A 26,635-nucleotide genomic window follows, 5' to 3' on the forward strand; every position below is an offset into this window, starting at 1 on the left:
GATAGCTGACAGGTTCATTGAAATACCTATGGACGATAACCAATTTTTCTTCCGGGGTTAATTTTTTCAAATGACGCACCTCCAATTTTTGGATGAAGGTGTGTCCAATAATTGGGGTGCGGTACACGTCCCGTCCTGCGGGATCTCACCAAGCACTCTCTTCCCACAGGAGTCTCCCCATTCCCCGCCGCCCCTTACTATAGATATGCTTCTCGAAATCCACTTAATAAGAAAATTCTTAATTAAAGAGGGAGAACCACAGCCTGGAGCAGCGGTCCACAATCTTAAATTAGTTTACGTCTCTTCCTATGCAAGGTGGATAAGAAAATGGAGAGATTTTAATCCATGCTCTCTCAACACATAGCGACAGAGGAGACTTTGTTCACTTCTGTACGGTAAGGAAACATCAATCCCTCCGTTCTTCGTGTTCTCCTTTTTCATCGCTAACTCAGTCCAGTCCATACGCCGCTGACCAAAGCGCTTCTGCTTTTCATAAAGAGCCTCCAGCTTTCCAACTACCCCATTCGATAGAGGTGAAAAACGGACCCTTTTATCAAGAAAGAGGTCCTCTATATGCCTGTCGAGTGATAAGATGGCGCTTTACATCTTTAACATAGGACACTTGTTATGAAAATTAGAAACATTTGCTTTTTCTTGAAGATATAGATGGCTATTAGGCAGAGGGGCGGAGGGAAACGGTGAGACTCCTGGGGGGAAGAGCGGGACAGGTGAGACCCCGGAGAGCAAAGCTCGAGGAGGCTCAGCGCCCGCCCCCCGGAAAGCGATCCGTTTCCCGGAGCCCCTAGATTCTCAATATGCCTCGAAACTGAGTCTTCCGCTAAAGGGAGCTTACATGAAGATCAACACGGAACTTTTACAAAGCCTTTCATTTAAGCAATAGTTTTAGTACAAAAACTAAAAGAGCAGTGCCGATAGTCTGTTAAACTCTCGGCACTGCTCTAATAATTTATCCCATAACTTTCTTTATGACTTTCAATCCTAGCTTAGAACCTGGGTATCTGAAGTTCTGATCGAATTTAGTCGTCTGTTTTGTAATACTTTTTTCATGAGTGAAGGTTTGGAAGCTTGCCTTGCCATGATAGCTTCCGATACCACTCTCACCTACACCGCCAAAAGGGAGGTGAGGGTTAAGAATGTGATAGAGTGTATCGTTAATGCATCCACCCCCAAATGAAAGGGACTCCGTTATTTTCTTCTGGTCGTCTTCGTTTTCTCCAAAATAATAAAGGGCGAGAGGTTTCGGGCGTTTTTCTACACGGTCGATGACTTCATCTAATTCATCATAAGTCAGGATAGGAAGTATAGGTCCGAAGATTTCTTCCTGCATTACGGAGTCTTCCCATGTAATCTGATCCATGACTGTCGGTTCGACACGCAATTTATTAGAATCGATACGTCCGCCGATCAATATTTCCCCTTCATCCAAATAGGCTGAAAGTCGATCAAAGTGCTGACGGTTGACGATCTTCACATAATCTTCATTAAGAAGAGATTCTTCACCATAGAACTCATGGATATATTTCTTGATTGCTGCAACCAGGTCGGCTTTTATTTCATGATGGACATAAAGATAATCTGGAGCGATACAAGTTTGCCCTGCATTAGTGAATTTCCCCCATACAATTCGTTTGGCAGCCAAATCTATTGATGCATCATGGTGGACAATTGCTGGACTTTTGCCGCCTAATTCAAGAGTGACAGGGGTAAGACGTTTACTGGCTTGTTCCATTACTTTTCTGCCGACAGCGACACTGCCTGTAAAAAACACATAATCCAGAGGCTGATCGAGCAGCTCCTGTGTCGTCTCTTTATCACCTTCTACTACGGCAATATAATGAGCAGGGAAGTACTGTTCGACCATACGTTTGATCACCCAGGATACGGTCGGTGTTAATTCTGACGGTTTGATGATAACGGTGTTTCCCCCGGCAATGGCTCCGATAACTGGGGCTAAAGCCAGCTGGATAGGATAATTCCAGGGGGCAATCACAAGTGTCGTACCATACGGCTCCTTAATAATATAATTTTTTGTTCCTGTATGGGTGAGGGGTGCTTTGACCTTCGTAGGAGCCATCCATGTTTTCAGGTGTTTTAAATGATCGTTGATCTCACTTTTCAAAAAGGCAATTTCCGATGTATATGCTTCATACTCGGATTTTCCTAAATCGAATTTTAGAGCTTTCAATATCGGTTCTTCAAAAGTATCAAGCATTTTTTTCATCGTAAGCAGCTGTTCTTTACGAAACTCATAGCTTTTTGTATGACCATCGCTATACCATTCTTTTTGTAATTTCACTAGCGTATTCATGTGAAACCTCCTCGGTTTACGTTATTTTGTGCTGATAGAAATCAAAAGCGAGAGTAGTATTCGGAAATATATCTTGCGCTTCCTGCTCTAATTCTTTAATCAACTCTCCATGATAACGAGAGGAAAGATGAGTTAAGATTAATTCTTTTACACCTGATTGTGCAGCTAACGTAGCAGCTTGTTTCACTGTGGAATGATAATAATCATATGCCATTGCTTCTTCATCACTTGCAAAAGTTGCTTCATGAACTAGGACATCCAAGCCAGACAGCTTTTCTTTCAATTCTGGGAGGTAACGCGTATCTCCTAGTATAGCCAGTCTTTTTCCTTTTTTAGGAGGGCCGAGGACATCTTTCCGATGAATGATCTGGCCGTCATCCAATCTGGTGGTTTCTTGCTGTTTGATTGTTTGATAAACAGGTCCAGGGTTAACGCCTAACTCCTTTAGACGTTCAGGCAGAAGTTCACCGAGTTTATCCTTTTCGTGAATGATGTATCCGAAACTTTCCAAACCATGCTGCAGTTTTACTGCTTCTACCTTAAAAGAATCATCTTCGAATAATAATCCTTCCTCTACTTCTTCCACAAAAAGCGGATATTTAAGCCTTGTTCCACTTACATGCAAGCTGATTTCAATAAAAGATTTTAAACCGCTGGGTCCATAAACCGTTACAGGGGTTTCTCCGCCCTGGAATGAACGGCTGCTAAGCAATCCCGGCAGTCCATAAATATGGTCGCCGTGAAGATGGGTGATGAATATTTTTTCAATGCGTCTAGGTCTAATATTCGTATTAAGAATTTGATGTTGGGTCGCTTCTCCGCAGTCAAATACCCATGTCGTACCACGCTTCTCGAGAAGTCGCAGCGCGAGTGAGGAGACATTGCGGTCTTTAGATGGTACACCTGATCCTGTACCGAGAAAAAAAAGTTCCATATATGTATCCTCCTTCCTATCTATAATACCACTGAGCCTTTACGGATACACATAAATTTCCCTATACAAAAACTGCCGAATATCAATGGCAGCTGAAATTTTTTCGAAGCAAGCTCTTTATAAAAAGAATAGCTCAGTTTGGGGAATATATATTTAATTAGTCAATTTTATTTTTGTAGAATTTTTTCAACTCTTTCAGGGAATAACGCTTATTGCGCCATTCGATGCCTCCGCGTAAATAAGTGAGCAGTAATGCCCTCATTAACATGTAGATAAATAATAAAGCAGAAAAAGGCAGACCGAGAATGATCCAAACTGGATAGTTTGTGAATCTCCGGGTCGACATACCGTATAAGTGAAATAATAGAATAACGATTAATACGCTAAGGATTCGAACTGACAAGGGACCGGACACGATAAAATAGAACGGTAATACTTGAGAAATGAAAACCCCTGATACAGCAAAAACAGCCAAGGTAATCGAATAATTCAACCCTGCCAGGGCATTTTTTTCAAATCCTTTGAGAGCACTGCGAATGTTCGGGTACCATTCAACACTTAGTAAATGAAGAGCTGTAACTAATCGTTGATGATAACCGGCTTTTTTGACGTTTACTCCTAAGGCTAAATCATCGTCTGGACGAAGTCTTATTTTCTTATGACCGCCAATAGCCTCGTAACATTCACGCTTGATCATCTGAAAAGCACCTATGCCGATGCCCCCTTTATTAGAAGAACTATTTGCGCTCCAAGGTCGTTTTAAATAACTGAAACCAAACAAAAAGAAAGAAATCAATCCTTTAAGTCTTAGTGAGGAAGCATGTAAATCAGGAGCAGCGGTCACATGATCTGCCTCCGAATTTTTCATGTAAGTAAAGATGCGGGCTAATGCATGTGGTTTAAAATGGATATCGGCATCCGTAAACACCAGCCAATTCCCTGCAGCCACTTTAGTTCCCATGTGTAAAGCATGATTTTTCCCAAGCCATCCCTCAGGAAGCTCTCTTATACTGACCAGCTTTACATTCCCGTACCTATTAGAAAGAGACTGTGCGATTGGTTCCGTAGAATCTGTGGAACGGTCATTAATGATAATGATTTCAAGATTGACTTCTTTTTGCTCAACGAGAGATTGTATAGTCTGGTGAATTGCCGAGTCCTCATCTTTAGCGGCAACAATGACGGAAACGAGCTCAGTATTAGTTTGATAGGGGTAATGATCAATGGAGGGAATCTTGCGGAATCCCCTTTGAAATTCTATCCATACAAGCACCCAGAATAGGAGCAGCACGGCATATAAATACGGCCACATTTACTTTTTCTCCGATCTCTGGATTTGAGTACGGTATTCCACAGCTTCGTAAGGACAATCTGTAAAAATGGCATCGCATTTCATTTTATAGCATCTCTTCATATCAGCCGGACGGTTTATGGTATAGACACGTAACGATATTTTATTTTTATGACAATCTTTCACCAGCTTTTTATCTAATAATCTGTAACGGACATGAAGGGACGTCGTTCCGAGCTTTTTTGCGAATTTCACTATATTGTAACGCTTTTTAGATGTCAGAAAAGCTGTTTGGACGTGTGGGTCGATGTCATTGACCGTCTTAATACTGTTGAAGTTGAAGCTGGAAATGACCGTGCGATCAAGCATTTGATGGAATTGCAAAGCATCATAGACTAAGCGTTCGATTCCTTTATATTCAATAACGTTTGTTTTCAGTTCCAGATTTAATAGCATGGGTAAAGTTTTAAACCAGCAAAGAAATTCATCCAATGTTACAATAGAACAGTCAGAAAATTTTGTAGAATACCAGCTGCCTGCGTCCAGTTTCTTGATTTGCTCACATGTGTATTCCTGAACTAAACCGGTACCATTCGTAGTTCTACGGACGTTTTCATCATGGATAATGACGGGTACCCGATCTTTAGTCAGCTGGACATCAATTTCAATTCCTTCAGCTCCTGATTCGCAGGCTAGCTGAAATGCAGGCATCGTATTTTCCGGAGCTAGACTACTTGCTCCTCTATGAGCATATATCAAAGTTTTCGACATGAATATCACCAACGATCTTTTTAAGTTTATTGTAGCTTTGGGAAATGGTTTTATGAAATTTTGGATGGTTAACACAATGCTTGATTCTTCATAAAAATCTATTCAACGTTATGGCAGTATTGTTGAAGACGATTCCGGGGTAATCGGGATTCGTAACCTTATACCGAATAAATTGTCTTACTTTGATATCAACAAGGACATCTAACAGAACCTTAAAAAAGGAGCGTTTCTAATGCACAAATGGCAAACGAAGCAGCAATTGACTGATTTACTTTGTTCACTAGTAGAATACCCTAGTATAACAGGTACTAAAGCAGAGATCGCTATTTTCGAATATCTCAATTATATTCTAAGTGATCATGAATATTATGAAAAACATCCTGATCATTTACAGCTGCATCCTTTAGAAGATGGCAGGCAGCTTCTATCAGCATTCGTAAAAAAAGATGAAGCGAAAGAAACACTGGTGCTGATCGCACATGCCGATGTAGTATCAGTCCAGGATTATGGTTCTTGGGAAAATCTGGCTTTTTATCCAGAAGAGTTGACGCAAGAGTTACATAAGAACATCGATAAATTACCCGTGGAAGCCGCTCGCGACCTAAAAACCGGCAATTGGATTTTTGGAAGAGGTACGATGGATATGAAAGCCGGGTTGACGGTACATCTATCTTTGCTCGAGAAAGCGATGGATGGAGAGTTCGATGGCAATTTACTGCTGCTTGCTGTGCCTGATGAAGAGGTGAATTCAGAAGGAATGTTAGCCGCACTCCCGGTCCTTGATGAGATGAAGGAAAAGTTCGACCTTAACTATAAGGCTGCAATAAATGCAGAACCAATGTTCAGTAAGTTCCCTGGGGACCCTTCTTACTATTTGTATACCGGTTCCATTGGCAAAGCTCTGCCCGGCTTTCTTTGCTATGGAAAAGAAACTCACGCAGGGGAGCCTTTCGGAGGGCTTAATGCTAACTTGATGATCAGTTACTTAGCTAAAGAGCTTGAACTGAATGAAGCGTTCATTGAAGAAGTAGACGGGGAAAGAACTCCTCCTCCAATAAGCTTGATGCAAAGAGATTTGAAAGAAGAGTATTCTGTTCAGACTCCTCAGGCCGCTGTCACGATGTATAACGTGTTATATATGAAGCAATCCATTAACGATATCAACGCTAAATTATTAAAAGCAGCGAATCGAGCGAAAGAGAAGATCATTGAGCATTATCATAAACAAGCTTCATTTTACTTGCAAGATGAGCAGCAATCAACGTTTGATCCATTCATTCACGTAATGACTTACGATCAGCTTTATAAAGCTGCGGTATCCCGATATGGAGAAGGAGAGGTCAAAAGAAGGATCAATCTGCTCATCAAGCAGCGTGATCAAGGCGATCGTGATTTTTCTACAACTATCGTCCAAAGTTTGGCAGCTCTCTGTAAAGACTTAACCCCGATGATGGTACTGTTCTATAGTCCGCCATTTTACCCGGCTGTCTCATCTAATAACGATCCTCTTATTAAAGAGACGGCAAAGTTTGCAATGGACTATGCTAAACAGCATTTTGGAGTAGATGTCCAGACACAGGAATATTTCCCTGGCTTGTCAGACTTGAGCTTCATAGGTCCCGTATCTACGAGTTCCTCTATAAATGAATTAGTCCAGCAAATGCCGATTCAGGGGAAAGGTTTTAACCTGCCATCCAATCTGATGGAGTCCGTGACGATGCCGATTATTAATATCGGTCCGTTAGGCAAGGATGCTCACCAGTGGACAGAACGTCTTGAGCTGACATACAGCTTTGAAAAACTTCCACAGATTTTAACTAGTACCATTCATCAATTATTTAAATCTTGATCGTACCGCCGGTCGGTTTCCGGCGGTTTTTTATAATGGATAAAAAAAGTTGCTTGTTTTAAGTCGTAGGATAATCGTTTTAATCATGCTACAATAAAAGAAACGAAATGAATGAGTATTCATTAATTTTGGGGGTTCTTTATGAAAACTTTAAAAGATACGATCCATAAACTGACGATTCCTACTCCATACGCTGTAGGGGATGTGCATGTATATATACTGGAAGGGGAAGCGGTGACTTTAATTGATGCAGGTGTTAAAACTGAAGAAGCCTGGGAATCCATGAAGAAGCAGCTTCTGGAATTAAACATCACCCCTGAAGATGTTGAACAGGTGGTATTGACTCATCATCATCCTGACCACATGGGTCTCGTTGAAAATTTTCCTAACGTTCGTCGAATAGCCGGCCACCCTAAATTGAAACCTTGGCTGGAGCGTGATTCTGAATTTTTTGATAGGTACGAACAATTCTTTCATGATATGTATAGTGAAGCTGGGGTGCCGAATGAATACTTTCACTTGTTGAAAGGGTTACGTAAGCCTTTGAAATGGACAGCTGAAGGGAAACTGAACTTAGAATTACTTGAGGGAGACTCGATACCTAATCATGAAGAATGGCGGGTTATAGAAACACCGGGCCATGCGCAGAGCCACCTATCCTTTTTTAGACATGAAGACGGGGCTCTGTTAGGAGGAGATCATTTACTCTTCCATATTTCTTCTAATCCCTTATTAGAGCCTCCATTTCAGCCCAATGAACCACGCCCTAAACCCTTAATCCAATACCGTCAATCTATGAAAAAGTTATTGGAATATCCGATAACAACTGTTTATCCTGGTCATGGTAAAACCTTCAATGGAGTAGAAGAATTAATAGAAAAGCGGATTCTCAAGCAAGAGGAACGGGCACTTAAAGTCAAGGAGATGTTTGTGAACGGACCGCTGACAGCTTTTCAAGTCTGTGAGCAGTTATTCCCTAAACACATTACGACACAGTTCGGTCTCACCATGTCAGAAACGATTGGACAGCTTGACTATCTCGAGGAAACAAATCAAATAGAAGTAAACCATCAAGGTAGACTGAAAAAATATTATGTAAACAGGTGAGGTTATGAAATCATTAGCAGGGAAAAAAATATTAGTTACAGGCGCTTCTAATGGATTAGGAATGTATTTAGCCATTCATATAGCGATGCGGGGCGGGGAGCCGATATTAGCTGCTCGTTCTTCAGAACGTTTGAAGAAGTTAGCAGAAGTGATCAAAGTTAAATTTGGTGGAGAAGTGCATTGGTATTGTGCTGATTTATCTAGAGATGAAGAGTGGAAGAGTATCCTTATGAAGATTCGTGATGAACAGGGACCGGTTGATGCTGTCATAAATAATGCGGGAATTGGAAGGTTTAGCGAAGTAGCAGAATCAAATTGGGAAGATATAGAAAATATGCTGTCTGTCAACGTTACTTCAGTCTTCAGAACGACCCACCACGTACTGCCCGAATTACTTCAACATGGAAAAGGTCATATCGTAAATATTGCGTCTCAAGCAGGGAAGATGGCGACCCCGAAATCCGCTGTCTATTCTGCGTCTAAACATGCAGTTCTCGGTTTCACGAATGCTCTGAGAATGGAAGTGAAGAACCAGGGGGTATATGTCACATCGGTGAACCTCGGACCGGTAAAGACTAATTTTTTTACACAAGCCGATCCGTCCGGTACGTATCAAAAAGCAGTAGAGCGATTTATGCTTGACCCTAACAAAGTCGCTCATAAGATCGCCGACAGCTTATTTACTCCTTGCCGTGAAATCAATTTGCCTGCCTGGATGAATACAGGAAGCAAATTGTATCAACTCGTGCCGTCCGCTATGGAGAAATTGTTAGAGAGTCAATTCCGAAAAAAGTAAACGTGTGATTTGAATTGCTTAAGAAAATTAATTAGGATAATGGAAAGAGGTGATAAAAGTGAAATTAAACATCACAGATGCAGCCCATGAGCAATTGAAATTGCTTCAAATTGAAGAATATTCTTATTTGAGATTGTATTATGATACAGAAGGAATGGGGTGCGGGGTCAATGGATTACCTACCATCCGTTTAACGAATAACTATTATGATAAAACAGATGAACGAGTTGAAAACGAACAGTACAGTGTCATTATCGATCATCAGCAAGCTACGTTTTTCAGAAAAGAAATGAAGCTTGATTTTATAAAAAACACATTCCGGTTATCCAGTCCAGAAGGGGTACTGAACCCGATCATTCCAACAGTAAGTGTTAAGAAAGAGGCAGTATTATGAGGAAGCATAAAGATGAAAAAAAGTCACTTTCATTGAATGATGATATGCTGAATAAACTCCGCTCTAAGAAAGAAGAGTTGAAAAAACATGAAGATGAACGTTTAGAGAATGAACGACAGCAAAGAATTCAACAGAGAAAAGAACGTGAAGCTAATAAAAGCTTCGAAGAGTTACTGGAAGAAAGTGAGTTGGATTGGGAGAATTTCAAAAAATAAAGTAGACAAAATCAATAAATACGCATAGTTAGTATTGCACCTGGAGAGGAGACGTTCGTTCTTCTCCATTTCTCTTCAAGGAGCGTTTATTTACATGTGTATTTTTCTTCATAAAAAAGGAAATTCCGTGAATTCGGAATTTCCTTTTTGAGATTATAATCTTTTTTCTACAAATCTTTTCATGCGCTCCATCGCTTCATCAAGCTGTTTAATAGAAGTCGCATAAGAACAGCGGACGTAACCTTCACCACCAGATCCAAATACTTCGCCAGGGACGACAGCCACTTGTTCTTCTTGTAATAACTGCTCCGCAAATTCTGCGGACGATAATCCTGTTTCCTTGATAGAAGGGAAGGCATAAAATGCGCCGCCCGGGTTAGGGCAGGACAAGCCAATTTCGTTCAAGCTGCTCACTATGAAATTCCTTCTTTGTTTATAACTTTCAGTCATCTCCTGAACACTTTGGCGACCATTTTTCATGGCTTCTAGTGCAGCGTGCTGAGCCATCGTAGGCGCGCACATCATCGTGTATTGGTGAATTTTAACCATAGCAGCTATGATATCGGCCGGTCCAGCAGCGTAGCCGAGCCGCCAGCCCGTCATAGCGAATGCTTTAGAGAACCCGCTGATCAAAATAGTACGCTCTTTCATTTTTTCAATGGAAGGGAAGCTCGTGTAATTATCATCATATGTGAGCTCAGCATAAATTTCATCTGATAATACAAGCAAGTCATGTTTCTCAATAACTTTCGCTAGCTGTTGCAACTCTTCTTTATTTAAGAAAGTACCAGTCGGGTTATTTGGGTTACAGAGCATGATCGCTTTTGTTTTTGGCGTAATGGCCTCTTCGATTTGTTCTGGTTTAAGTTTGAAGTCATCTTCCGCTTTAGTTTGAATCGTAATCGGAGTTCCGCCTGCTAAACTCACGATCGGCACGTAGGCTACAAAGCTTGGTTCAACAATAATTACTTCATCTCCAGGCTCGACCACTGTCCTTAATGCTAAATCGATCGCCTGACTGGCCCCGACAGTAACAACGAGCTGTTCATTTGGATCGTAATCCAATTGAAAACTGCCACTTAAATAGTTGCTGATTTCCTCGCGCAGCTCAATCATACCTGCATTTTCAGTATAAGACGTATAGCCCTGTTCAAGCGCATGGAAACTCTGTTCGATAAAATTCCAGGGAGTAACAAAATCCGGCTCGCCTACTCCGAGAGAAATAACATCATCCATCTGTGCTGCCAAATCAAAAAAACGTCTGATTCCAGATGGTTTCAAATTTTCAACTTGCCTGGATATATAAGAAGTTGTCTTCATGGTGATACCACAATTCTTTTATCATCGTCATCATCATCATGTAATATAATGCCGTCATGTTTATACCTTTTCAAAACAAAATGTGTTGTCGTCGATAAGACAGAATCGAGAGCAGATAGTTTTTCAGAAATAAACTTACCTATTTCTGTCATCGTTTTTCCTTTCACAGATACTGACAGATCGTATGCACCTGACATTAAATAAACTGCTTTCACTTCTGGGAACCGATAAATACGTTCGGCTACTTTATCAAATCCAACGCCACGTGCAGGTGTCACTTTGACGTCCACCATTGCTGTAACTTCTTCTGTATCCAGGACTTTTGCCCAGTCTATCAGTGTTGAATAGCCTAGAATGGCCTTTTTCTCTTCCAAATCACGCAGTAACTCCGAAACTTCATCTATACTTTTTCCCATTAACTTTGCGATTTTTTCAACTTTTAAGTTAGCATTTTTTTCAATTAGCTTTAGTAATTCCACTTCGATTTCTTTCATTTTAAACACCTACTTTTTCTCTGGTTCCTATCATTCTATCAGTATTGATAAAGAACGAAAACCCTATCGAGTAGTTATTTCTCAAGCTTGTCCATCTGGTGTTCAACTTTCCTTCCAATTCGTTGAAAGCCAGATTTATAAAATGAAAATTGTAGAGAAGGAGAAACGGAGGATGAGCGATCAGGAAGACAGTAAAAAATGCGCAGAAGAAGCCGTCTCTGCGCATTTTCTACTTAGTTAATTTACCTGTGCTTATCGTACATATTGGCTTTTGTCATCGCTTGGATCTCCCCGAAAATCTGTTCTGTCAAAGGGGCTGCCTCTAAATAGCTCAAATTATCTTCCAACTGGTCTACTGAACTTGCTCCAAATACAGCAGAAGCTACTGTATCATGGTGAAGAATGTATTGCAGAGCTAAAGCTTCAGACGAACGCTCAGGAGCTTTGTAATCCTGCCATTTTTTCACAACGGCGAGTATCTCTTCGTAGCTGTAGCTCAGAAAACCATCTTTACCTTTCTCTTTTGCTTTTTCTTCTCCGTTCGAAGAAAGCATTCCTTTTGCGAGAGGACCGCGAGCCAGCACACTGATTTCATTTTCTTTCAATAGACTAAGAATTTCTTCTTCTGGTCTGCGGTCAAGTGCGCTGTACTGCATCATGACACTGGCAATATCAGATTTTTCCACGAACTCTCTTATGACATTCGGACGAATGGAAGAAATTCCATATTCTCTAATAAGTCCTTCTTGCTTTAATTCATCAAACGCTTCAATGGTCTCATCTATGGGATCATCGATTGTTCCGCCATGCAGCTGGTACAAATCGATATAATCTGTGCCTAGACGCTGAAGACTATCTTTGACCCCGCTTTTTATGTGAGATTTGGAGGGGTCCCACGTCCACCCGTCTTGACCAGGGGTGAAATTGTTGCCCACTTTTGTACCGATAACCAAATCTTCTCGTCTTCCTTTTATCGCTTTTCCTACTATCCGCTCATTTTCACCAAAATCATATAAGTCGGCTGTATCAAGGTAATTGATACCAGCATCTAGTGCACGATCGATTATGGATTTGGCTTTCTTTGAGTCTGTGCCAAGGGACATACATCCTAAGCTGATTTCTGATATTTCAATAGATGAATGGCCGATTTTTCGAGTATTCATGAAATCTCCCTTTCTGCTTACCTTTTTAATTCGAAACCTTCCTTCTCTATGATAAACTTACAATAAATCGAAAGAGAGGAAGACGTATATGCGCAAATTTGAAGAAGTGACTACACATACAGAAGAGATATTTAAAGGTAAAATCATAGATTTGAATGTAGACACTGTTACATTACCCGATGGAAATACATCTAAACGAGAACTGATTAAACACCCTGGCGCTGTAGCTGTAATTGCGGTTAAAGAAGATGGGAAAATTATCTTTGTAGAGCAATATCGTAAAGCACTCGGAAAAAGCACACTGGAAATTCCAGCAGGTAAATTGGAAAAGGGAGAGGAACCTCTAATTACAGCCAGAAGGGAATTAGAAGAAGAGACCGGATACACTTCTGACAATTTAGAGTTAATCAATTCATTCTACACATCTCCGGGTTTTGCTGATGAACTCGTCCATATATATTTTACAGACGATCTAAGGAAACTAGAGGAAAATGTAGAGGGGGATGAAGATGAATTTGTCGAACTGGCCGAGCTCGACATAGAGGAAGCCGTGCAGCTTGAAAAAGAACAAAGAATTCACGATGCGAAAACGTCCTATGCTTTACTCTACCTCAAGCTGAGAGGGATCAAGTAAGTAAAAGTGTTTATGGAATTACATATCCATAATGCCAACTGTAATGGAAGAATTCTAGGATATCTCTCTTAAAGATGGTCTATTTCACTCCTTTTCATCATAGATTGTTTAAAGATCGTTGATGAGAAAGGATGAAGAATCCATGCAGCGCGGTGTCAAAATGGTCAGAAATGATATCAATAACCATATGAGTATTTTTGTATTTATCTTTGTACTATTTATCATGGGAATGGTCTTTGGTGCTATCATTGTGAACAGCATGAATTTTGTTCAGAAAGAGGATCTCTTTTTTTATCTGAAACAATTTTTCGAACAGATGGTGAACATGGAATCCACAGATAAAACAACTTTGTTAAAGGACAGTATTCTTTATCATGTAAAGTATATGCTCTTATTATTTTTTCTGGGAATATCTATTGTAGGTATGCCGATCATCACGGTTTTACTATTTATCAAAGGTTTAGTAGTAGGTTTTTCAGTTGGTTTTTTAGTGAATCAGATGGGGTGGTACGGGCTGCTATTGTCTTCTGCATCGATTGCACCACAAAACTTATTGATCATTCCTGTTTATTTGCTGGCGGGCGCGCTGGCTTTGCTCTTTTCTTTAAATCTATGCAAGCAATTGTTCATTAAAAGGGTGCATCAGCCTATCCTGCAAGCCTTCGCAAGATACAGCTTGCTTTTTGGAGCCTTATTATTGCTGCTCATCGGGGCAGCTGTAGTGGAAGTATTTATTGCCCATCCACTATTAGAAGTGGCAGTGAAATGGGTCTATAAGTAATCGGAATTATGTAATAATGATTATCATTAACAGTTTATAATGATTGTAATTTGACACTCTTTCCTTCTCTGCTTATAATGAAATTGGAATTACGAGGGAGGGACGAACGATATGGAACATCGAATGGAACGTATAAAGAAACAGTTACATTCCCAAAGTTATAAGCTTACACCCCAGCGTGAAGCGACGGTAAGAGTTCTTTTAGAAAATGAAGCAGACCATTTGAGTGCTGAAGATGTTTACCTCCTCGTAAAAGAGAAAGCACCTGAAATCGGCCTTGCTACCGTTTACCGTACATTAGAATTGTTATCAGAGCTTAAAGTTGTCGATAAAATAAATTTTGGGGACGGCGTATCACGCTATGACCTTCGAAAAGAAGGGGCTGAACACTTTCACCATCACCTTGTATGTACCGAATGTGGGTCTGTAGAAGAAATTGAAGAGGACTTATTAGGAGATGTTGAGAAATTAATTGAGGGCCAGTGGAACTTTAAAGTGAAGGACCATCGACTAACGTTTCACGGAATTTGTCGAGTTTGTCAACAAGTGTCAGTTCCGGATGACGATTCCTCTAAATGAATGGTATAATACGATAATGAGTCACTATGAATCTAGTATTCATAGTGACTTTTTTAGGTGGCATGTTTTTATTTACAAACGTGCAAAAATCGTGTACGTTTAATTTGTATGAGTGAATGGAAGGTATAATTAAGTGGTTTTCTGGCATATCCTTTATAAATGCTAGTTATGGAGGGTCATATGTCGATGAATAAATCACAATTCCGAGAACTCATCAAAGTGCTTGTCATTTTCACAATTTGTACAAGCGTATTCTATGTGGCATTACGCGTGGTTCATGCCCAGCATGAAAGAAGCCATCGTTATGACCCGCCAAGCGGAGCAGCTGTCAAAGTGATGAACCCGCTGGACCAGGAGTGGTCCGAACGTTTATCAATTTTCTTTCAACTAGGAGAGTAGAAAGAATGAAATTTGCCTTAGAGGATTTCTTTCATTATTTAACGGTGGAACGCGGACTATCAAGCAATACGATTCAATCTTATAAAAGAGATTTAACTCAGTATCAATTGTTCCTGGAAACAAGTTTGGAGCTGTCACATTGGGAACAGGTTTCCAGATCCCATATTATGAAATATTTATATGACTTGAATGATAAAGGGCGTTCATCTGCAACGATTGCAAGACTGCTATCGTCCATTCGACTGTTTCACCAATTTATGATCCGTGAAAAGATTACGACTCAGGACCCAAGTCTACATATCGAAACGCCAAAAAAAGAAAGAAAGCTTCCGAAAGTCTTATCTTCAGATGATGTAGACAAACTGTTGAATATTTCTGCAGTCGATCCATTATCCTCAAGAAATAAAGCTATGCTTGAAATTCTTTATGCTACAGGACTTCGAGTCACTGAGTTAATTACATTGAAGGTCAGCGACTTACATTTGACTATGGGGTTTGTCCGCTGCATGGGTAAAGGTTCAAAGGAAAGAATCATACCTTTAGGTGACTTAGCAAAACAAGCATTAGAGGACTATCTTGAGGGGCCAAGATCCCAGTTGGTCAAGCGCAAACAAACAGAAGAACTGTTTGTAAACCACCACGGTTCTCCATTGTCCCGACAGGGTTTCTGGAAAGTGTTGAAAGCGGTTGCCCTGGAGGCAGGAGTGATGAAGGAAATCACCCCTCATACGCTCAGACATTCTTTCGCTACACATCTTCTGGAGAATGGAGCGGATCTAAGGGCGGTCCAGGAAATGCTGGGACATGCAGATATTTCAACAACTCAAGTTTATACTCATGTTACAAAGTCAAGATTAAAAGACGTATACCGCTCGTATCATCCACGAGCGTAATTTCTTTTTTAAAAATAGTTGTCTGACATCCTACAACTAGTAAATTTGACTATTTTAATTAAGCTTTGGGAAAGTAATGATTAGGAGGGAATTAAACATGAATACTTTTAAACGAGTCTTTTTGATTGTATTGGATTCAGTAGGAGTAGGTGAGGCGCCAGATGCTGAAAAATTTAACGATAAAGGGGCACACACATTAGGGCACATTGCGGAACATATGAACGGCCTGAACATGCCCAACATGGCGAGTCTTGGACTTGGAAATATTTCGTCTATACAAGGAATCGATGAGACAAACCAGCCAAAGGCACATTATACGACTATGGTGGAAGCGTCAAACGGAAAAGATACAATGACCGGACATTGGGAGATCATGGGGCTTAACATCCAACAGCCTTTCCGCACTTTCCCGGAGGGTTTTCCCGATGAACTTTTAAACCAAATAAAGAACAAAACCGGACGCGGGATTGTTGGTAATAAACCGGCTTCTGGAACCGAAATTCTAGATGAATTAGGTGAGCATCACATGAAAACCGGTGATTTAATCGTGTACACATCAGCTGATTCAGTATTGCAGATTGCAGCTCATGAAGAAGTTGTGCCTCCAAAAGAACTTTTCGAAATTTGCGAGTATGCACGGGAACTGACTCGTGATGAAAAGTACATGGTCGGACGTGTCATCGCGCGTCCTTTTATTGGGGAGCCAGGTGCGTTTGAACGAACCTCCAACCGTCACGATTATGCACTGAAGCCTTTTGGGACAACAGTGATGAATCATTTGGAGAATGCAGGCAAGGATGTAATAGCTTTAGGTAAAATCTCTGATATTTATGATGGAGAAGGAGTTACACAATCCATCCGTACGAATGACAATATGGATGGGATGGATAAGCTTGTAGCTTCAATGGATGAGGATTTTACAGGATTGAATTTCTTGAATCTTGTCGATTTCGATGCAAAGTTCGGCCATCGCAGAGACCCCGAAGGGTATGGTGAGGCGCTGGAGGCATATGACCGACGCCTCCCTGAAGTATTGAGCAAGCTAAAGGAAGATGATCTGCTGATCATTACAGCTGATCACGGAAACGACCCAATTCATCATGGAACAGATCACACCCGAGAGCTTGTACCTCTTCTCGTTCACCATAAAGGAATTGAAAAGGGAGAACGGCTTGAACAGCGCAAAACTTTTGCCGATATCGGCGCTACGATCTCAGATAATTTCTCTGCTAAAATGCCGGAACATGGGCAAAGCTTTTTAAAAGACATTCAATAGGGGGAGTTAAAATGAATAGTAAAAGAAAAGAAGCCGCAGTTTTCATCCAGGAAAAACTAAATGTTGAGCCTACCGTAGGCTTGATTCTAGGTTCGGGGTTAGGTGTACTGGCTGAAGAAATAGAAAACCCGACAGTTATCAGCTATAAAGATATACCCCATTTTCCTGAATCCACAGTTTCTGGACACAAGGGCCAGTTAGTTATCGGACAGTTGGAAGGGCGGCAGGTCATTGCCATGCAGGGCCGCTTTCACTATTACGAAGGATATGATATGAAACAAGTGACATTTCCTGTCCGCGTTATGAAAGAGTTAGGTGTAGAAACTTTGTTCGTAACGAATGCCGCTGGCGGTATTAATGAGTCATTTGATGCTGGAAATTTAATGATCATTACCGACCATATTAACAATATGGGGGATAATCCGCTTATGGGAGCCAACGATGATGAGCTTGGTGCCCGCTTCCCTGATATGTCTGAAGCTTATGACCGCGCATTGATCCAGCACGCTGTGAAAAGTGCAGAACGTCTGAGTTTGCCGGTGAAAAAAGGTGTATATGTCGGTAACACTGGTCCGGCATACGAAACCGCTGCTGAAGTCCGTATGCTGCGTACTCTTGGCGGGGATGCAGTAGGGATGTCTACTGTTCCAGAGGTAACCGTAGCTAATCATGCCGGCATTCGTGTTTTGGGAATCTCCTGCATATCAAATATGGCCGCAGGAATTTTGGATCAGCCGCTTACTCACGACGAAGTGATCGAAACGACAGCTCAGGTACGTGAAGATTTCCTCGGCTTTGTAAAAGATTTACTAAAGACTCTGCCAGCATAAATTAAGAGGGGTGAAACTGATGAGAATGTACGACGTTATCGTTAAAAAAAGAGACGGCGGAGAGCTGTCTAAAGAAGAAATCGAATTCTTTGTTGAAGGTTATACGAACGGCGAAATTCCGGATTATCAGGCGGCTGCTTTGACGATGGCCATCTATTTTAAAGGGATGACTCAAGAGGAAACGGCTACACTTACTCAGGCGATGGTCGATTCAGGAGAGACTATTGATCTTTCTGCTATAAAAGGCCACAAAGTAGATAAGCATTCTACAGGCGGCGTAGGAGATACTACCTCGATAAAGACGACAAATTTTCATCTCAACCTTTCAAAGGGATTGAAGCTCAATTACTTTGAATGGCAAAAAAACATGTCCACACTAAAACCCGTTCTCTTTTTTAAACATTTCTCATCCAAGTCTCTACCCCTTTACTTAATAGGCGATAAGCTGACCCCTTATCGGCTACATAAACAAACTGGTGTAAGTTATTACAGTTGTAGGTCTTATTTAAACAGCCGACAATGTTTACCGAACCCTGACACAATTGATAAATTATTATCTACATTCGGAAAGAACATTGAGGATTTCATTAAGTATCTAGGGTTTTCCTTCGTGAATACAAGTGTATTCAATGACATCCTTGTACAAACAAATAGATGGTCAAAGCACTTTAATCCCAAAAATTCATTTACTACCTGAAGGAAAAGGTTGATTAATCTTTATGTTTGGTATTGATGACTTATTAAGAGTTAAACCAAAGCCTAAATATAATTTCAAGTTAAGAATGCATTCGTTGTCTAAAAGTGAGACGTATGATTATCAACACTGGATTGAAAATGCATGAGAAAGTGAAAAAAGGGTTTTCTAAATGTATAACTGTAAACCTTATAGCAATGGGGCTAGAACCCAACGCTTTAAACTTGAGTAAAGTCACAGGAATTACAAAAGATACATGTAGGAGATATCTAAGAGGCGAAAGTATCCCCAAAAAGCAATACATGCTTAAAGTTTTTGACGGACTTAATTACCCTATTGAAGGTTTTATAGCAATGCTCCATTTAAACTTAAGTGTCAAAGAATTTTTCATTTTGCTCAATAGTGGTGCTAAACCTAACTTACCGGAGAGGTGAAAATTATGAGAATGGTCGATGTGATACAGAAAAAGAGAAATGGTGAAGAACTAACCGAACAAGAAATCAGGTTCTTCGTTGATGGATATACAGAAGGAAGCATCCCTGACTATCAAGCTTCAGCTTTAATGATGGCAGTTTACTTTCGAGGTATGAATGATAAGGAAACTGCTACATTAACGCAAGCAATGGTTGATTCTGGCGAAACGATTGACTTATCCTCCATTCAAGGACATAAAGTAGATAAACACTCCACTGGCGGAGTTGGAGATAAGATTAGCTTCCTAACTGGACCGATTGTTGCATCTGTTGGGGTTCCAGTAGCAAAAATGAGCGGACGTGGTCTTGGTCATACTGGTGGTACTCTTGATAAGTTAGAATCACTAAGTGGTTTTAACGTAGAAATTACTAAAGAGCAGTTTATCGAGAATGTAAACAAAAACAAGCTTGCTGTGGCAGGACAAACTGGAAACCTTGCTCCAGCGGATAAAAAGCTTTATGCACTTAGAGATGTAACCGCCACAGTTGATTCTATTCCTCTAATTGCTGGTTCAATTATGAGTAAAAAGCTTGCTTCAGGAGCAGATAGTATTGTACTCGATGTAAAAACAGGTTCAGGAGCATTCATGAAGACGCTTGAAGATTCTGAAGCGCTTGCTCGTGAGATGGTTAACATCGGCAATAACTTAGGTAGAAACACTGTGGCAGTAATTAGTGATATGAACCAACCTCTAGGTTATGAAGTCGGTAACGCAAATGAAATCAAAGAGGCAGTAGAGGTTCTGCAAGGTAAGCGTGTAGATGATTTGAGAAGACTTTCACTCGAACTTGCTTCTCATATGACAATTCTTGCTGAAGTGTTCGATACTTATGAGGAAGCTTATGCCAAGTTAGAAGAGAACATCGAAAACGGTAAAGCGTTTGAAGCATTCCGTAAATTCATTGAGGCTCAGGGGGGCAACGTAGCAATGATTGATGACTTGAGCAAACTTCCATCCTCCAAATATCAGGTTGAAGTTAAAGCACCTAAGAGTGGATATGTTTCAGCTATTGATGCAGAATCAATTGGTGTAGCAGCTATGTACCTTGGTGCAGGAAGAGCAACTAAAGATGACGAAATCAATCATGGTGTAGGCATTTCACTTAAGAAGAAGATTGGTGATGAAGTATCAGAAGGTGACACTCTAGTTGTACTTAACTCTGATGATGAAGATCCAACGGATTCGATTGAGAAAGTACTAAGTGCATATGAAATAGATGCTTCAAAACCGGAAGAACTAACATTAATTCATAAAGTAATTAAATAAATGAACTCGCCAAACCTTCAAGGTAGTAAGATACCTTGGAGTTTTTTTGTACATAAAATGTTGAATTTGTTGTTCTTATGTCCAAATATACATTGAAAACCGTTGATGAAATTTGTCTAGGATAGTACTATTGAAATAAGAAAATATTGGTAAGGATTGGTGTTGCATGGCAAAAAATTTTGAAGAGAGTACATCTGCTGATAAAACTTCTCTAGGTTTCGAATATCAACATTACTATTTTATTTACCAATTATTGAAACTTAAAAAAGGAGAGAGTTTAGGCTACGAGGTAAAAGATGATGTTCATATTGAGAAAGAGAATATGAAGTTAGATTTAATTCAAGTGAAGCATACTCTTAAAGAAAATAAAAGTGGAACTAGTGCAAACCTTACAGAATTAGATGTGGATCTATGGAAAACATTAAGTAATTGGATAAGTCAGATATCTGAAAAAAGTGACAATAATAAGTTCATAGAAAATTCGAACTTTATTTTGGCTACTAACAAAAATGAAAGTGTGAGAAATAAATTTTTATCTAAATTGACAAAATACCAAAAAGAAGAAATCGATTTAAATGCTTTATATTCTTACACAGAAGGTTTATTAGGTAAAACACAAAATAAAGAAATAAAAAAATACATTCGAAATGTTTTAAGTATAGATGAAGATAACCTTTCAAACTTTTTTCTCAAAATAAACTTCGAGTATGCATTAGAAGACATTATTCAGATGATAAAGGATGAAATCAAAAATAAGTATATATCTGAAGAAAGAATTGAACAAGTTCTTTATTGTATAGAAGGCAATACAAGGATATGGAAATATGATCAGGTGAAAAAATACGAAAAAATTATAATAACATACGATGAAGCTTTCACTAGATTAAAGAAATGTTTTGAAGATAATCACAGAAGAATTTTGCCTAAACGAAATGTGGATACCACGATTGACGAAATTAAAGATTTAAAACAATTACCTTTTATAAAGCAATTAATCGATATAGATGATATTGAAGAAGATGACTTTACTCAGATGGCTGAGTATAACACATATATGCTAAAACTTAAAAATAATATGGAAAGATGGATAGCAGAGGGGGAGTTAACCGAAATAGATCGAAAAGACTTCATAGATAACAGTTATACTCATTGGTCTAACGTTCATAAACGGAACCATAGAGAAATAAATAGAAATCTTAAACGAGGAACAGTAAGTATATCCGAAGATGAAAAGATTGATGCTGCTCTAAAATGTTTGGATGAAATAAGAGACATTAGTTTAAATCTTGATGGAACAGAATTAGGTATCCAGTTAAGTAATGGTCAATTTTATTATTTATCTAATGATGGAATGATCGGTTGGATATATGATTGGAAGGAAAAATATGGATGAATATAAAGGTAATAATTATGAATACACCTTCAATGATAGCGCTTATACATTTAATAATGAAGCCATTGGTATGGTTGCCATAGCTTCTGTATTGAACTACATGCAAAGGGTTTCTATCTCAAAAGCTATGCTTATACTTCCTTTAGCGTTACATGAACCAACTATAAATTATTTAAAATTAAAAAGTGTTAAAGTTAAGAGTTTGGAACAACTAATTGCTGATAAATACCATCTTTTGACAAACTTTAACAAAAGATATAAAAGCCTAATGCCAATTAGTCTTAACTCCCTGTTCTTATTAGAAGAGATGGAGATTATAAGTATGAAAGGTGGAATAATATCATTAGAGAAAGAGATTAATTTTGATGATTCACGACTTGGTAAAAGAGGAAAAAATGTAAATAAATCAGCTCTCAATATTAAAAATATATTGGATGATGATGTTGAATACCTATATTTACAATTAAGGGTGGAATTATGAAATTTTCAATAATTAATATATTACTTTGGTGTGAAAATGGGACCTTAAGAAAGCTTACATTTAAAGAAAATAAGGTCAATGTAATAACGGGAGAAAGTGGTACAGGAAAAACGGCAATATGGTCAATTATTGATTATTGTCTATTAAACTCTGAGAATATAAACATTCCAGAAATAACAATTGGTGAAAATGTTACATGGTATGGAATTAGAATAAAACTAAATGGTCAAATTTATACCATTGCGAGAAATTCTTTCCTTTCTAAATCAAAACCTGCTTCGATTTTTTATTTGTCAGGAGTGGGTGAGATTCCAGACCTCCCTCAAGACAACATTAGAGAAAAGGACTTAAGAAAAATCATTGAAACAGAGTTTTCCATAGATAGTGATGTGAGGGTGCCTTATGGAGGTAAAGTTATAAGAAAAGGAAGTAAGGTGTCTTTCAGATATTTTTTATTATTCAATACTCAAACACAAAACGTAATTATAAATGATAATGTATTTTTTGATAAACAAAGTAGTACTAAGTATTCGGAAGCACTAGAAAGGATTTTTGATCTAGCTTTAACAATAGATACTATTGAGGGTACTTTGATAAGAGAAAAAATTAATGAACTACATAAGAATTTGAATAAACTGGAAAGAAAAAAAGAAGCACATGAGAAACAACATGAAGTGTTTCATGATGAAATATCAGAATTAATTAGAAAGGCTAAATATTATTCTTTAATTGATGACAATATTAGTGTGTATGAAGATGCTATTGATCAGTTAAGAGCTATTGTGAAAGATGTTACTAAAATTAATCAGAATACATCAGATGATAGTAACCAGCTAGAACCTTTGTTAGACCAGAGAAGGTTATTGAAGAGGAAAATTCGTAGCTTAAAGAATTTCATTAGTGAATATAATGAATACAAATCTGTCTTAGGTAAGACATACGAAAGTTTGCTACCTATAGAATATATTAAGAATAACGATATTGAATTACTCAGCGATAGTATATCTGATAACTTCATTAATCAATTAGAGGGTCAATTAAAAGATATTAAAGTGAAATTAAAAGAAAAATCACCAATAACTATAAAAACTGAAGCTAAAATAAAGGAATATAAGCAAGAGTTGAAGGGTTTAGAAAGTAAAATTGACATATTTAATACTGAAAAGCATGAAGAGCAAAAAGATTACTTGAAAAGGTATATGCTTCTTGGAGAGATAAAGACTAAGCTTTCTTTATATGATACAACTAAACTAAATGAGGATTTCGACAGTCAAATAGATGTTGTAAATGAGGAAATTAATATACTGAATCGTCAAATTAGCTCAAGAGATGAAGAAGTTCAGGTCATTATTTCCTTATTACAGGAATTAATACAGGAATATTTAGACAGAAGTAAAGTTGCATTAGAAAATTATGCAGGATATAAAGCAGTGTTTGATTACAAAAATAAGGTTTTAAAATTGAGAGAACCAAACAGTTCAAATATAATTAACACAGTAGGTAGTAGCTCTAATGATTTATTTCTCCATATATCTCTGTTCTTAGGTTTACATGACTTATTATTGTTGAGAAAATCACCTTTTGTTCCTCAGTTTCTATTCTTTGACCAACCAAGTAGACCTTATTATGATAGCAAGCCTGAGGTAGAAGAACCATTAGAAGGTACAGATAAACAAAAAATTTCTATTGCTTTTGAAGTATTAAATTATTTTATGAGAAAAATAAAAGAACGTGGAGAAAGCTTTCAAATGATTATTGTAGAGCATATACCTAAGGAAATATGGGAAGATCAAAATTTAGAGAATATATATCTTGTTGAGGAATTTAGAAATGGAAATAAGTTAATAAATGATGTAAATAAATCTTAGTATTACTGTTGTATTAATATAACTAGTGAATGTTAGTTTGGTGGTGTAGGCGATAAAGTAACATTTATTGTCGGACCTCTGGTGGCTTCGGTTGGAGTACCGGTAGCTAAAATGTCAGGCCGAGGGTTAGGTCATACAGGCGGGACCCTCGATAAATTGGAGTCTGTTAAAGGGCTTCAAATAGAAATGTCCAAAGAAGAATTCATTCATAATGTCAACGAGCATAAACTATCAGTTGCCGGCCAAACAGGTAATTTAGCGCCTGCAGCTAAAAAGCTTTATGCGCTTAGAGACGTCACAGGTACTGTGGATTCCCTGCCGCTGATCGCAGGTTCCATTATGAGTAAAAAACTCGCTTCCGGCGCGGATAGTATCGTATTAGATGTTAAGACAGGAAGCGGCGCCTTCATGAAGACGCTTGAGGACTCAGAAGCTCTTGCCCGCGAGATGGTAAACATCGGCAATAACTTAGGTAAAAATACAGTAGCTGTAATCAGTGATATGAACCAGCCTCTTGGATTTGAAGTTGGGAATGCCAATGAAATCAGGGAAGCAGCTGAAATCCTTCAAGGAAAACGTGTAGAGGACTTAAGAGAATTATCGTTAGAGATCGCTTCCCACATGACAGTGTTAGCTGAGGTGTTTTCTGATTATGAAGAAGCTTATCAAGCTCTTGAGAAAAATTTAGAAAACGGTAAAGCGTTCGCTTCATTTAGAAAGCTTATCGAAGCACAGCACGGCGATACTGCGATGATTGATGATTTAAGCCTCTTGCCGAAAGCCTCCTATGATATCGAAGTAACTGCTGAGATGGATGGCTTCGTTTCAGCAATTGATGCGGAATCAATTGGTGTGGCCGCGATGTACTTAGGAGCAGGGCGAGCAACCAAAGATGATGAGATCAATCATGGCGTAGGAATCACTCTCCAGAAAAAAATCGGAGATGAAATCAAGGTTGGAGAAGCTTTAGTGATCCTACACAGTGATGATGAAAATGCGCAAGCATCTATAAATAAAGTCAAGGAAGCTTATAATATTTCTAAAGAAAAAGTTGAGTCTCCAACGCTTATCCATAAAGTAATTAAATAAAAATAGTGTGCCAAAGAACTTCACGTTAGTGAGGTTCTTTTTTTATTGCATAGAAGCAGTGTTTCAGGGAAAAATAGGAACACTTACAGAAGCAGGAGGTAATAGAGATGCATAGGTTTATTTGTTTATTATTCACATTAATTATCATGTTCACCACGTTGCAGCCCAATCAGATTCAAGCCGAAGATAAAAACGATTCTATAGCAAAAAACGCCCAGTCAGCTATTTTGATGGAAAAAAATAGTGGGATGACACTTTACGATAAAAATGCTGATAAAGAATTGCCCCCGGCCAGCATGACAAAAATAATGACTTTGCTGCTCATTATGGAGGAGTTGGATAAAGAAAACCTCAAACTTGATGAGAAAATAAGAATCAGTGAGCACGCTGCGTCTATGGGAGGTTCACAAATCTTTTTAGAGGCAGGGGAAGAAATGACAGTGGAAGATCTGTTGAAAGGGGTGGCGGTAGCGTCAGGAAATGATGCTAGTGTTGCATTAGCCGAACGAATTGCCGGAAGTGAAGAAGAATTTGTAAAGCAAATGAACCAAAAAGCAAAAGATCTGGGGTTAAAGAACACAAAATTCCAGAATCCTACAGGACTGCCCGCAGATGACCATTACAGTACAGCTCATGATATGGCCGTTATGGCTAGAGAATTATTAATACATGAAGAAATCACAGACTATACGAGCATTTATGACGATTACTTAAGGAAAGGCGAGAAGAATGAATTCTGGTTAGTGAATACGAACAAATTAATCAAGTCTTATCCCGGAATGGATGGACTGAAAACTGGATTTACTGAAAAAGCGAAATATTGTCTAACCGCTTCAGCAAAAAAAGATGACCTGCACATGATTGCAGTAGTTATGGGAGCAGAAAAACCGAAAGAACGTAATGAAGCGATTACGAGCCTTCTGGATTACGGATTTGGACAATATGAAGGAATTAAGCTGCATGGAAAAGAGGAAGTACTTCATGAGATGACTAATCCAAGAGGCACTCCTAATACATTAGCGTTAGTTCCAGAAAAAGATGTCGTCGTTTTGAAGAAAAAGAATGAAGCAAAGTCGAATTACCAAACCTCCATCACTTTGAATGAAAAGGTTGAACTTCCAATCAAGAAAGGTGATCACATGGGGTGGGTAACTGTCAATAATGGTAAAGAAGAGGTTTCCAAAGTTCGTTTAGAAGCTTCAGAGCCTGTAAACAAAGCAAATATACTTGAATTGTGGAAGCGTTCTTTTAGAAATTTGGCAGGTTTTGAAAAGTTTTAGCGAGACCGCACTAGTTTTGTTTTAGTGCAGGAAT

The 26,635-nt window shown here is 38.9% G+C and carries 25 protein-coding genes and 2 pseudogenes; 20 read left to right on the forward strand and 7 right to left on the reverse strand.

Going from position 1 to position 26,635, the window contains the following annotated elements; translation table 11 throughout:
* Nucleotides 1–967: 967 nt before the first annotated feature.
* The 4 genes from LF817_RS14985 to LF817_RS15000 form a co-directional block, all read right to left on the reverse strand.
* Nucleotides 968–2,329: an aldehyde dehydrogenase gene (locus tag LF817_RS14985; protein ID WP_253936619.1), complete on the reverse strand. Its 1,362-nt coding sequence runs from the start codon at nt 2,327–2,329 to the stop codon at nt 968–970.
* A gap of 16 nt (nt 2,330–2,345) precedes the next feature.
* Complete coding sequence (gene rnz / locus LF817_RS14990; protein WP_253936620.1) at nt 2,346–3,263, reverse strand: ribonuclease Z; 918 nt, start codon at nt 3,261–3,263, stop codon at nt 2,346–2,348.
* 157 nt (nt 3,264–3,420) lie between these two features.
* On the reverse strand, nt 3,421–4,575 hold the full coding sequence (locus LF817_RS14995; protein ID WP_253936621.1) for a glycosyltransferase family 2 protein: 1,155 nt from the start codon (nt 4,573–4,575) through the stop codon (nt 3,421–3,423).
* A complete protein-coding gene (locus LF817_RS15000) occupies nt 4,576–5,325 on the reverse strand; it encodes a glycerophosphodiester phosphodiesterase (protein WP_253936622.1) in 750 nt (249 codons plus the stop codon).
* A gap of 232 nt (nt 5,326–5,557) precedes the next feature.
* Between LF817_RS15000 and LF817_RS15005 the strand changes: the two genes are divergently transcribed.
* The 5 genes from LF817_RS15005 (at nt 5,558) to LF817_RS15025 (ending at nt 9,686) form a co-directional block, all read left to right on the forward strand.
* Entirely contained in the window at nt 5,558–7,174 is a 1,617-nt protein-coding gene (locus tag LF817_RS15005) for a M20/M25/M40 family metallo-hydrolase (protein WP_253936623.1), read from the forward strand.
* Nucleotides 7,175–7,315: 141 nt separating this feature from the next.
* Nucleotides 7,316–8,281 carry an MBL fold metallo-hydrolase gene (locus LF817_RS15010; RefSeq protein ID WP_253936624.1) on the forward strand — a complete coding sequence of 322 codons (966 nt, stop codon included), beginning with the start codon at nt 7,316–7,318 and terminating at the stop codon, nt 8,279–8,281.
* 4 nt (nt 8,282–8,285) lie between these two features.
* Nucleotides 8,286–9,077 (forward strand): SDR family NAD(P)-dependent oxidoreductase, encoded by a 792-nt coding sequence (locus LF817_RS15015; RefSeq protein WP_253936625.1) that lies wholly within the window; start codon nt 8,286–8,288, stop codon nt 9,075–9,077.
* A gap of 58 nt (nt 9,078–9,135) precedes the next feature.
* Entirely contained in the window at nt 9,136–9,471 is a 336-nt protein-coding gene (locus LF817_RS15020; RefSeq protein WP_253936626.1) for an iron-sulfur cluster biosynthesis family protein, read from the forward strand.
* A complete protein-coding gene (locus LF817_RS15025) occupies nt 9,468–9,686 on the forward strand; it encodes a YqkE family protein (protein WP_253936627.1) in 219 nt (72 codons plus the stop codon). Before LF817_RS15020 ends, LF817_RS15025 begins: the two co-directional genes overlap by 4 nt.
* Before the next feature lie 153 nt (nt 9,687–9,839).
* On the opposite strand, the gene LF817_RS15030 is transcribed toward LF817_RS15025, so the two are convergent.
* The 3 genes from LF817_RS15030 to LF817_RS15040 form a co-directional block, all read right to left on the reverse strand.
* The gene (locus LF817_RS15030) at nt 9,840–11,006 is read right to left on the reverse strand and encodes an aminotransferase (RefSeq protein ID WP_253936628.1); all 1,167 of its coding nucleotides are present in this window, start codon (nt 11,004–11,006) and stop codon (nt 9,840–9,842) included.
* Complete coding sequence (locus LF817_RS15035) at nt 11,003–11,500, reverse strand: Lrp/AsnC family transcriptional regulator (RefSeq protein ID WP_253936629.1); 498 nt, start codon at nt 11,498–11,500, stop codon at nt 11,003–11,005. The genes LF817_RS15030 and LF817_RS15035 overlap by 4 nt, the downstream gene beginning before the upstream one ends.
* A 242-nt stretch (nt 11,501–11,742) precedes the next feature.
* Entirely contained in the window at nt 11,743–12,663 is a 921-nt protein-coding gene (locus tag LF817_RS15040; protein ID WP_253936630.1) for an aldo/keto reductase, read from the reverse strand.
* Nucleotides 12,664–12,751: 88 nt separating this feature from the next.
* Here LF817_RS15040 and LF817_RS15045 point away from each other — a divergent pair, with 88 nt between their 5' ends.
* From LF817_RS15045 to LF817_RS15115, 15 genes and pseudogenes are all read left to right on the forward strand, one after another.
* Complete coding sequence (locus LF817_RS15045) at nt 12,752–13,297, forward strand: NUDIX hydrolase (RefSeq protein ID WP_253936631.1); 546 nt, start codon at nt 12,752–12,754, stop codon at nt 13,295–13,297.
* Nucleotides 13,298–13,439: 142 nt separating this feature from the next.
* A complete protein-coding gene (gene spoIIM / locus LF817_RS15050; protein ID WP_253936632.1) occupies nt 13,440–14,078 on the forward strand; it encodes a stage II sporulation protein M in 639 nt (212 codons plus the stop codon).
* A 111-nt stretch (nt 14,079–14,189) separates the two neighbouring features.
* Complete coding sequence (gene fur / locus LF817_RS15055) at nt 14,190–14,657, forward strand: ferric iron uptake transcriptional regulator (RefSeq protein ID WP_253936633.1); 468 nt, start codon at nt 14,190–14,192, stop codon at nt 14,655–14,657.
* Between the two features lie 186 nt (nt 14,658–14,843).
* Nucleotides 14,844–15,056, forward strand: a complete 213-nt coding sequence (locus LF817_RS15060) for a DUF4227 family protein (protein ID WP_253936634.1) — start codon at nt 14,844–14,846, stop codon at nt 15,054–15,056.
* Between the two features lie 5 nt (nt 15,057–15,061).
* Nucleotides 15,062–15,949, forward strand: coding sequence for a site-specific tyrosine recombinase XerD (gene xerD, locus LF817_RS15065; RefSeq protein WP_253936635.1), 888 nt, complete (start codon nt 15,062–15,064; stop codon nt 15,947–15,949).
* 97 nt (nt 15,950–16,046) lie between these two features.
* Nucleotides 16,047–17,225 carry a phosphopentomutase gene (gene deoB, locus LF817_RS15070; RefSeq protein WP_253936636.1) on the forward strand — a complete coding sequence of 393 codons (1,179 nt, stop codon included), beginning with the start codon at nt 16,047–16,049 and terminating at the stop codon, nt 17,223–17,225.
* Between the two features lie 11 nt (nt 17,226–17,236).
* A complete protein-coding gene (locus LF817_RS15075) occupies nt 17,237–18,055 on the forward strand; it encodes a purine-nucleoside phosphorylase (protein ID WP_253936637.1) in 819 nt (272 codons plus the stop codon).
* 19 nt (nt 18,056–18,074) lie between these two features.
* A pseudogene (deoA, locus tag LF817_RS15080) lies at nt 18,075–18,353 on the forward strand (pyrimidine-nucleoside phosphorylase); the annotation flags it as partial.
* Between the two features lie 512 nt (nt 18,354–18,865).
* A complete protein-coding gene (locus tag LF817_RS15085) occupies nt 18,866–19,183 on the forward strand; it encodes a helix-turn-helix domain-containing protein (RefSeq protein ID WP_253936638.1) in 318 nt (105 codons plus the stop codon).
* Between the two features lie 5 nt (nt 19,184–19,188).
* The gene (locus LF817_RS15090; protein ID WP_253936639.1) at nt 19,189–20,490 is read left to right on the forward strand and encodes a pyrimidine-nucleoside phosphorylase; all 1,302 of its coding nucleotides are present in this window, start codon (nt 19,189–19,191) and stop codon (nt 20,488–20,490) included.
* Nucleotides 20,491–20,656: 166 nt separating this feature from the next.
* Nucleotides 20,657–21,883 carry a DUF4297 domain-containing protein gene (locus tag LF817_RS15095; protein ID WP_253936640.1) on the forward strand — a complete coding sequence of 409 codons (1,227 nt, stop codon included), beginning with the start codon at nt 20,657–20,659 and terminating at the stop codon, nt 21,881–21,883.
* The gene (locus tag LF817_RS15100) at nt 21,876–22,364 is read left to right on the forward strand and encodes a three component ABC system middle component (protein ID WP_253936641.1); all 489 of its coding nucleotides are present in this window, start codon (nt 21,876–21,878) and stop codon (nt 22,362–22,364) included. Before LF817_RS15095 ends, LF817_RS15100 begins: the two co-directional genes overlap by 8 nt.
* Nucleotides 22,361–24,232: a DUF3732 domain-containing protein gene (locus LF817_RS15105; protein ID WP_253936642.1), complete on the forward strand. Its 1,872-nt coding sequence runs from the start codon at nt 22,361–22,363 to the stop codon at nt 24,230–24,232. Before LF817_RS15100 ends, LF817_RS15105 begins: the two co-directional genes overlap by 4 nt.
* Nucleotides 24,233–24,271: 39 nt before the next feature.
* A pseudogene (locus LF817_RS15110) lies at nt 24,272–25,321 on the forward strand (thymidine phosphorylase); the annotation flags it as partial.
* 107 nt (nt 25,322–25,428) lie between these two features.
* A complete protein-coding gene (locus LF817_RS15115) occupies nt 25,429–26,601 on the forward strand; it encodes a D-alanyl-D-alanine carboxypeptidase family protein (protein ID WP_253936643.1) in 1,173 nt (390 codons plus the stop codon).
* The last annotated feature ends 34 nt before the right edge of the window (nt 26,602–26,635 follow it).

It is taken from the genome of Halobacillus sp. A1, assembly GCF_024189295.1.
Taxonomy (GTDB): domain Bacteria; phylum Bacillota; class Bacilli; order Bacillales; family Halobacillaceae; genus Halobacillus_A.

Coding starts and splice junctions, on each gene's coding strand:
- LF817_RS15045 (WP_253936631.1), top strand. CDS start 12,752: ATGCGCAAATTTGAAGAAGTGACTACACATACAGAAGAGATATTTAAA.
- LF817_RS15075 (WP_253936637.1), top strand. CDS start 17,237: ATGAATAGTAAAAGAAAAGAAGCCGCAGTTTTCATCCAGGAAAAACTA.
- LF817_RS14995 (WP_253936621.1), bottom strand. CDS start 4,575: ATGTGGCCGTATTTATATGCCGTGCTGCTCCTATTCTGGGTGCTTGTA.
- LF817_RS15100 (WP_253936641.1), top strand. CDS start 21,876: ATGGATGAATATAAAGGTAATAATTATGAATACACCTTCAATGATAGC.
- LF817_RS15105 (WP_253936642.1), top strand. CDS start 22,361: ATGAAATTTTCAATAATTAATATATTACTTTGGTGTGAAAATGGGACC.
- LF817_RS15085 (WP_253936638.1), top strand. CDS start 18,866: ATGATTATCAACACTGGATTGAAAATGCATGAGAAAGTGAAAAAAGGG.
- LF817_RS15025 (WP_253936627.1), top strand. CDS start 9,468: ATGAGGAAGCATAAAGATGAAAAAAAGTCACTTTCATTGAATGATGAT.
- LF817_RS15060 (WP_253936634.1), top strand. CDS start 14,844: ATGAATAAATCACAATTCCGAGAACTCATCAAAGTGCTTGTCATTTTC.
- LF817_RS15005 (WP_253936623.1), top strand. CDS start 5,558: ATGCACAAATGGCAAACGAAGCAGCAATTGACTGATTTACTTTGTTCA.
- rnz (WP_253936620.1), bottom strand. CDS start 3,263: ATGGAACTTTTTTTTCTCGGTACAGGATCAGGTGTACCATCTAAAGAC.
- fur (WP_253936633.1), top strand. CDS start 14,190: ATGGAACATCGAATGGAACGTATAAAGAAACAGTTACATTCCCAAAGT.
- LF817_RS15000 (WP_253936622.1), bottom strand. CDS start 5,325: ATGTCGAAAACTTTGATATATGCTCATAGAGGAGCAAGTAGTCTAGCT.
- deoB (WP_253936636.1), top strand. CDS start 16,047: ATGAATACTTTTAAACGAGTCTTTTTGATTGTATTGGATTCAGTAGGA.
- LF817_RS15035 (WP_253936629.1), bottom strand. CDS start 11,500: ATGAAAGAAATCGAAGTGGAATTACTAAAGCTAATTGAAAAAAATGCT.
- LF817_RS15010 (WP_253936624.1), top strand. CDS start 7,316: ATGAAAACTTTAAAAGATACGATCCATAAACTGACGATTCCTACTCCA.
- LF817_RS15015 (WP_253936625.1), top strand. CDS start 8,286: ATGAAATCATTAGCAGGGAAAAAAATATTAGTTACAGGCGCTTCTAAT.
- LF817_RS15095 (WP_253936640.1), top strand. CDS start 20,657: ATGGCAAAAAATTTTGAAGAGAGTACATCTGCTGATAAAACTTCTCTA.
- LF817_RS15090 (WP_253936639.1), top strand. CDS start 19,189: ATGAGAATGGTCGATGTGATACAGAAAAAGAGAAATGGTGAAGAACTA.
- xerD (WP_253936635.1), top strand. CDS start 15,062: ATGAAATTTGCCTTAGAGGATTTCTTTCATTATTTAACGGTGGAACGC.
- LF817_RS15115 (WP_253936643.1), top strand. CDS start 25,429: ATGCATAGGTTTATTTGTTTATTATTCACATTAATTATCATGTTCACC.
- LF817_RS15040 (WP_253936630.1), bottom strand. CDS start 12,663: ATGAATACTCGAAAAATCGGCCATTCATCTATTGAAATATCAGAAATC.
- LF817_RS15030 (WP_253936628.1), bottom strand. CDS start 11,006: ATGAAGACAACTTCTTATATATCCAGGCAAGTTGAAAATTTGAAACCA.
- LF817_RS14985 (WP_253936619.1), bottom strand. CDS start 2,329: ATGAATACGCTAGTGAAATTACAAAAAGAATGGTATAGCGATGGTCAT.
- spoIIM (WP_253936632.1), top strand. CDS start 13,440: ATGCAGCGCGGTGTCAAAATGGTCAGAAATGATATCAATAACCATATG.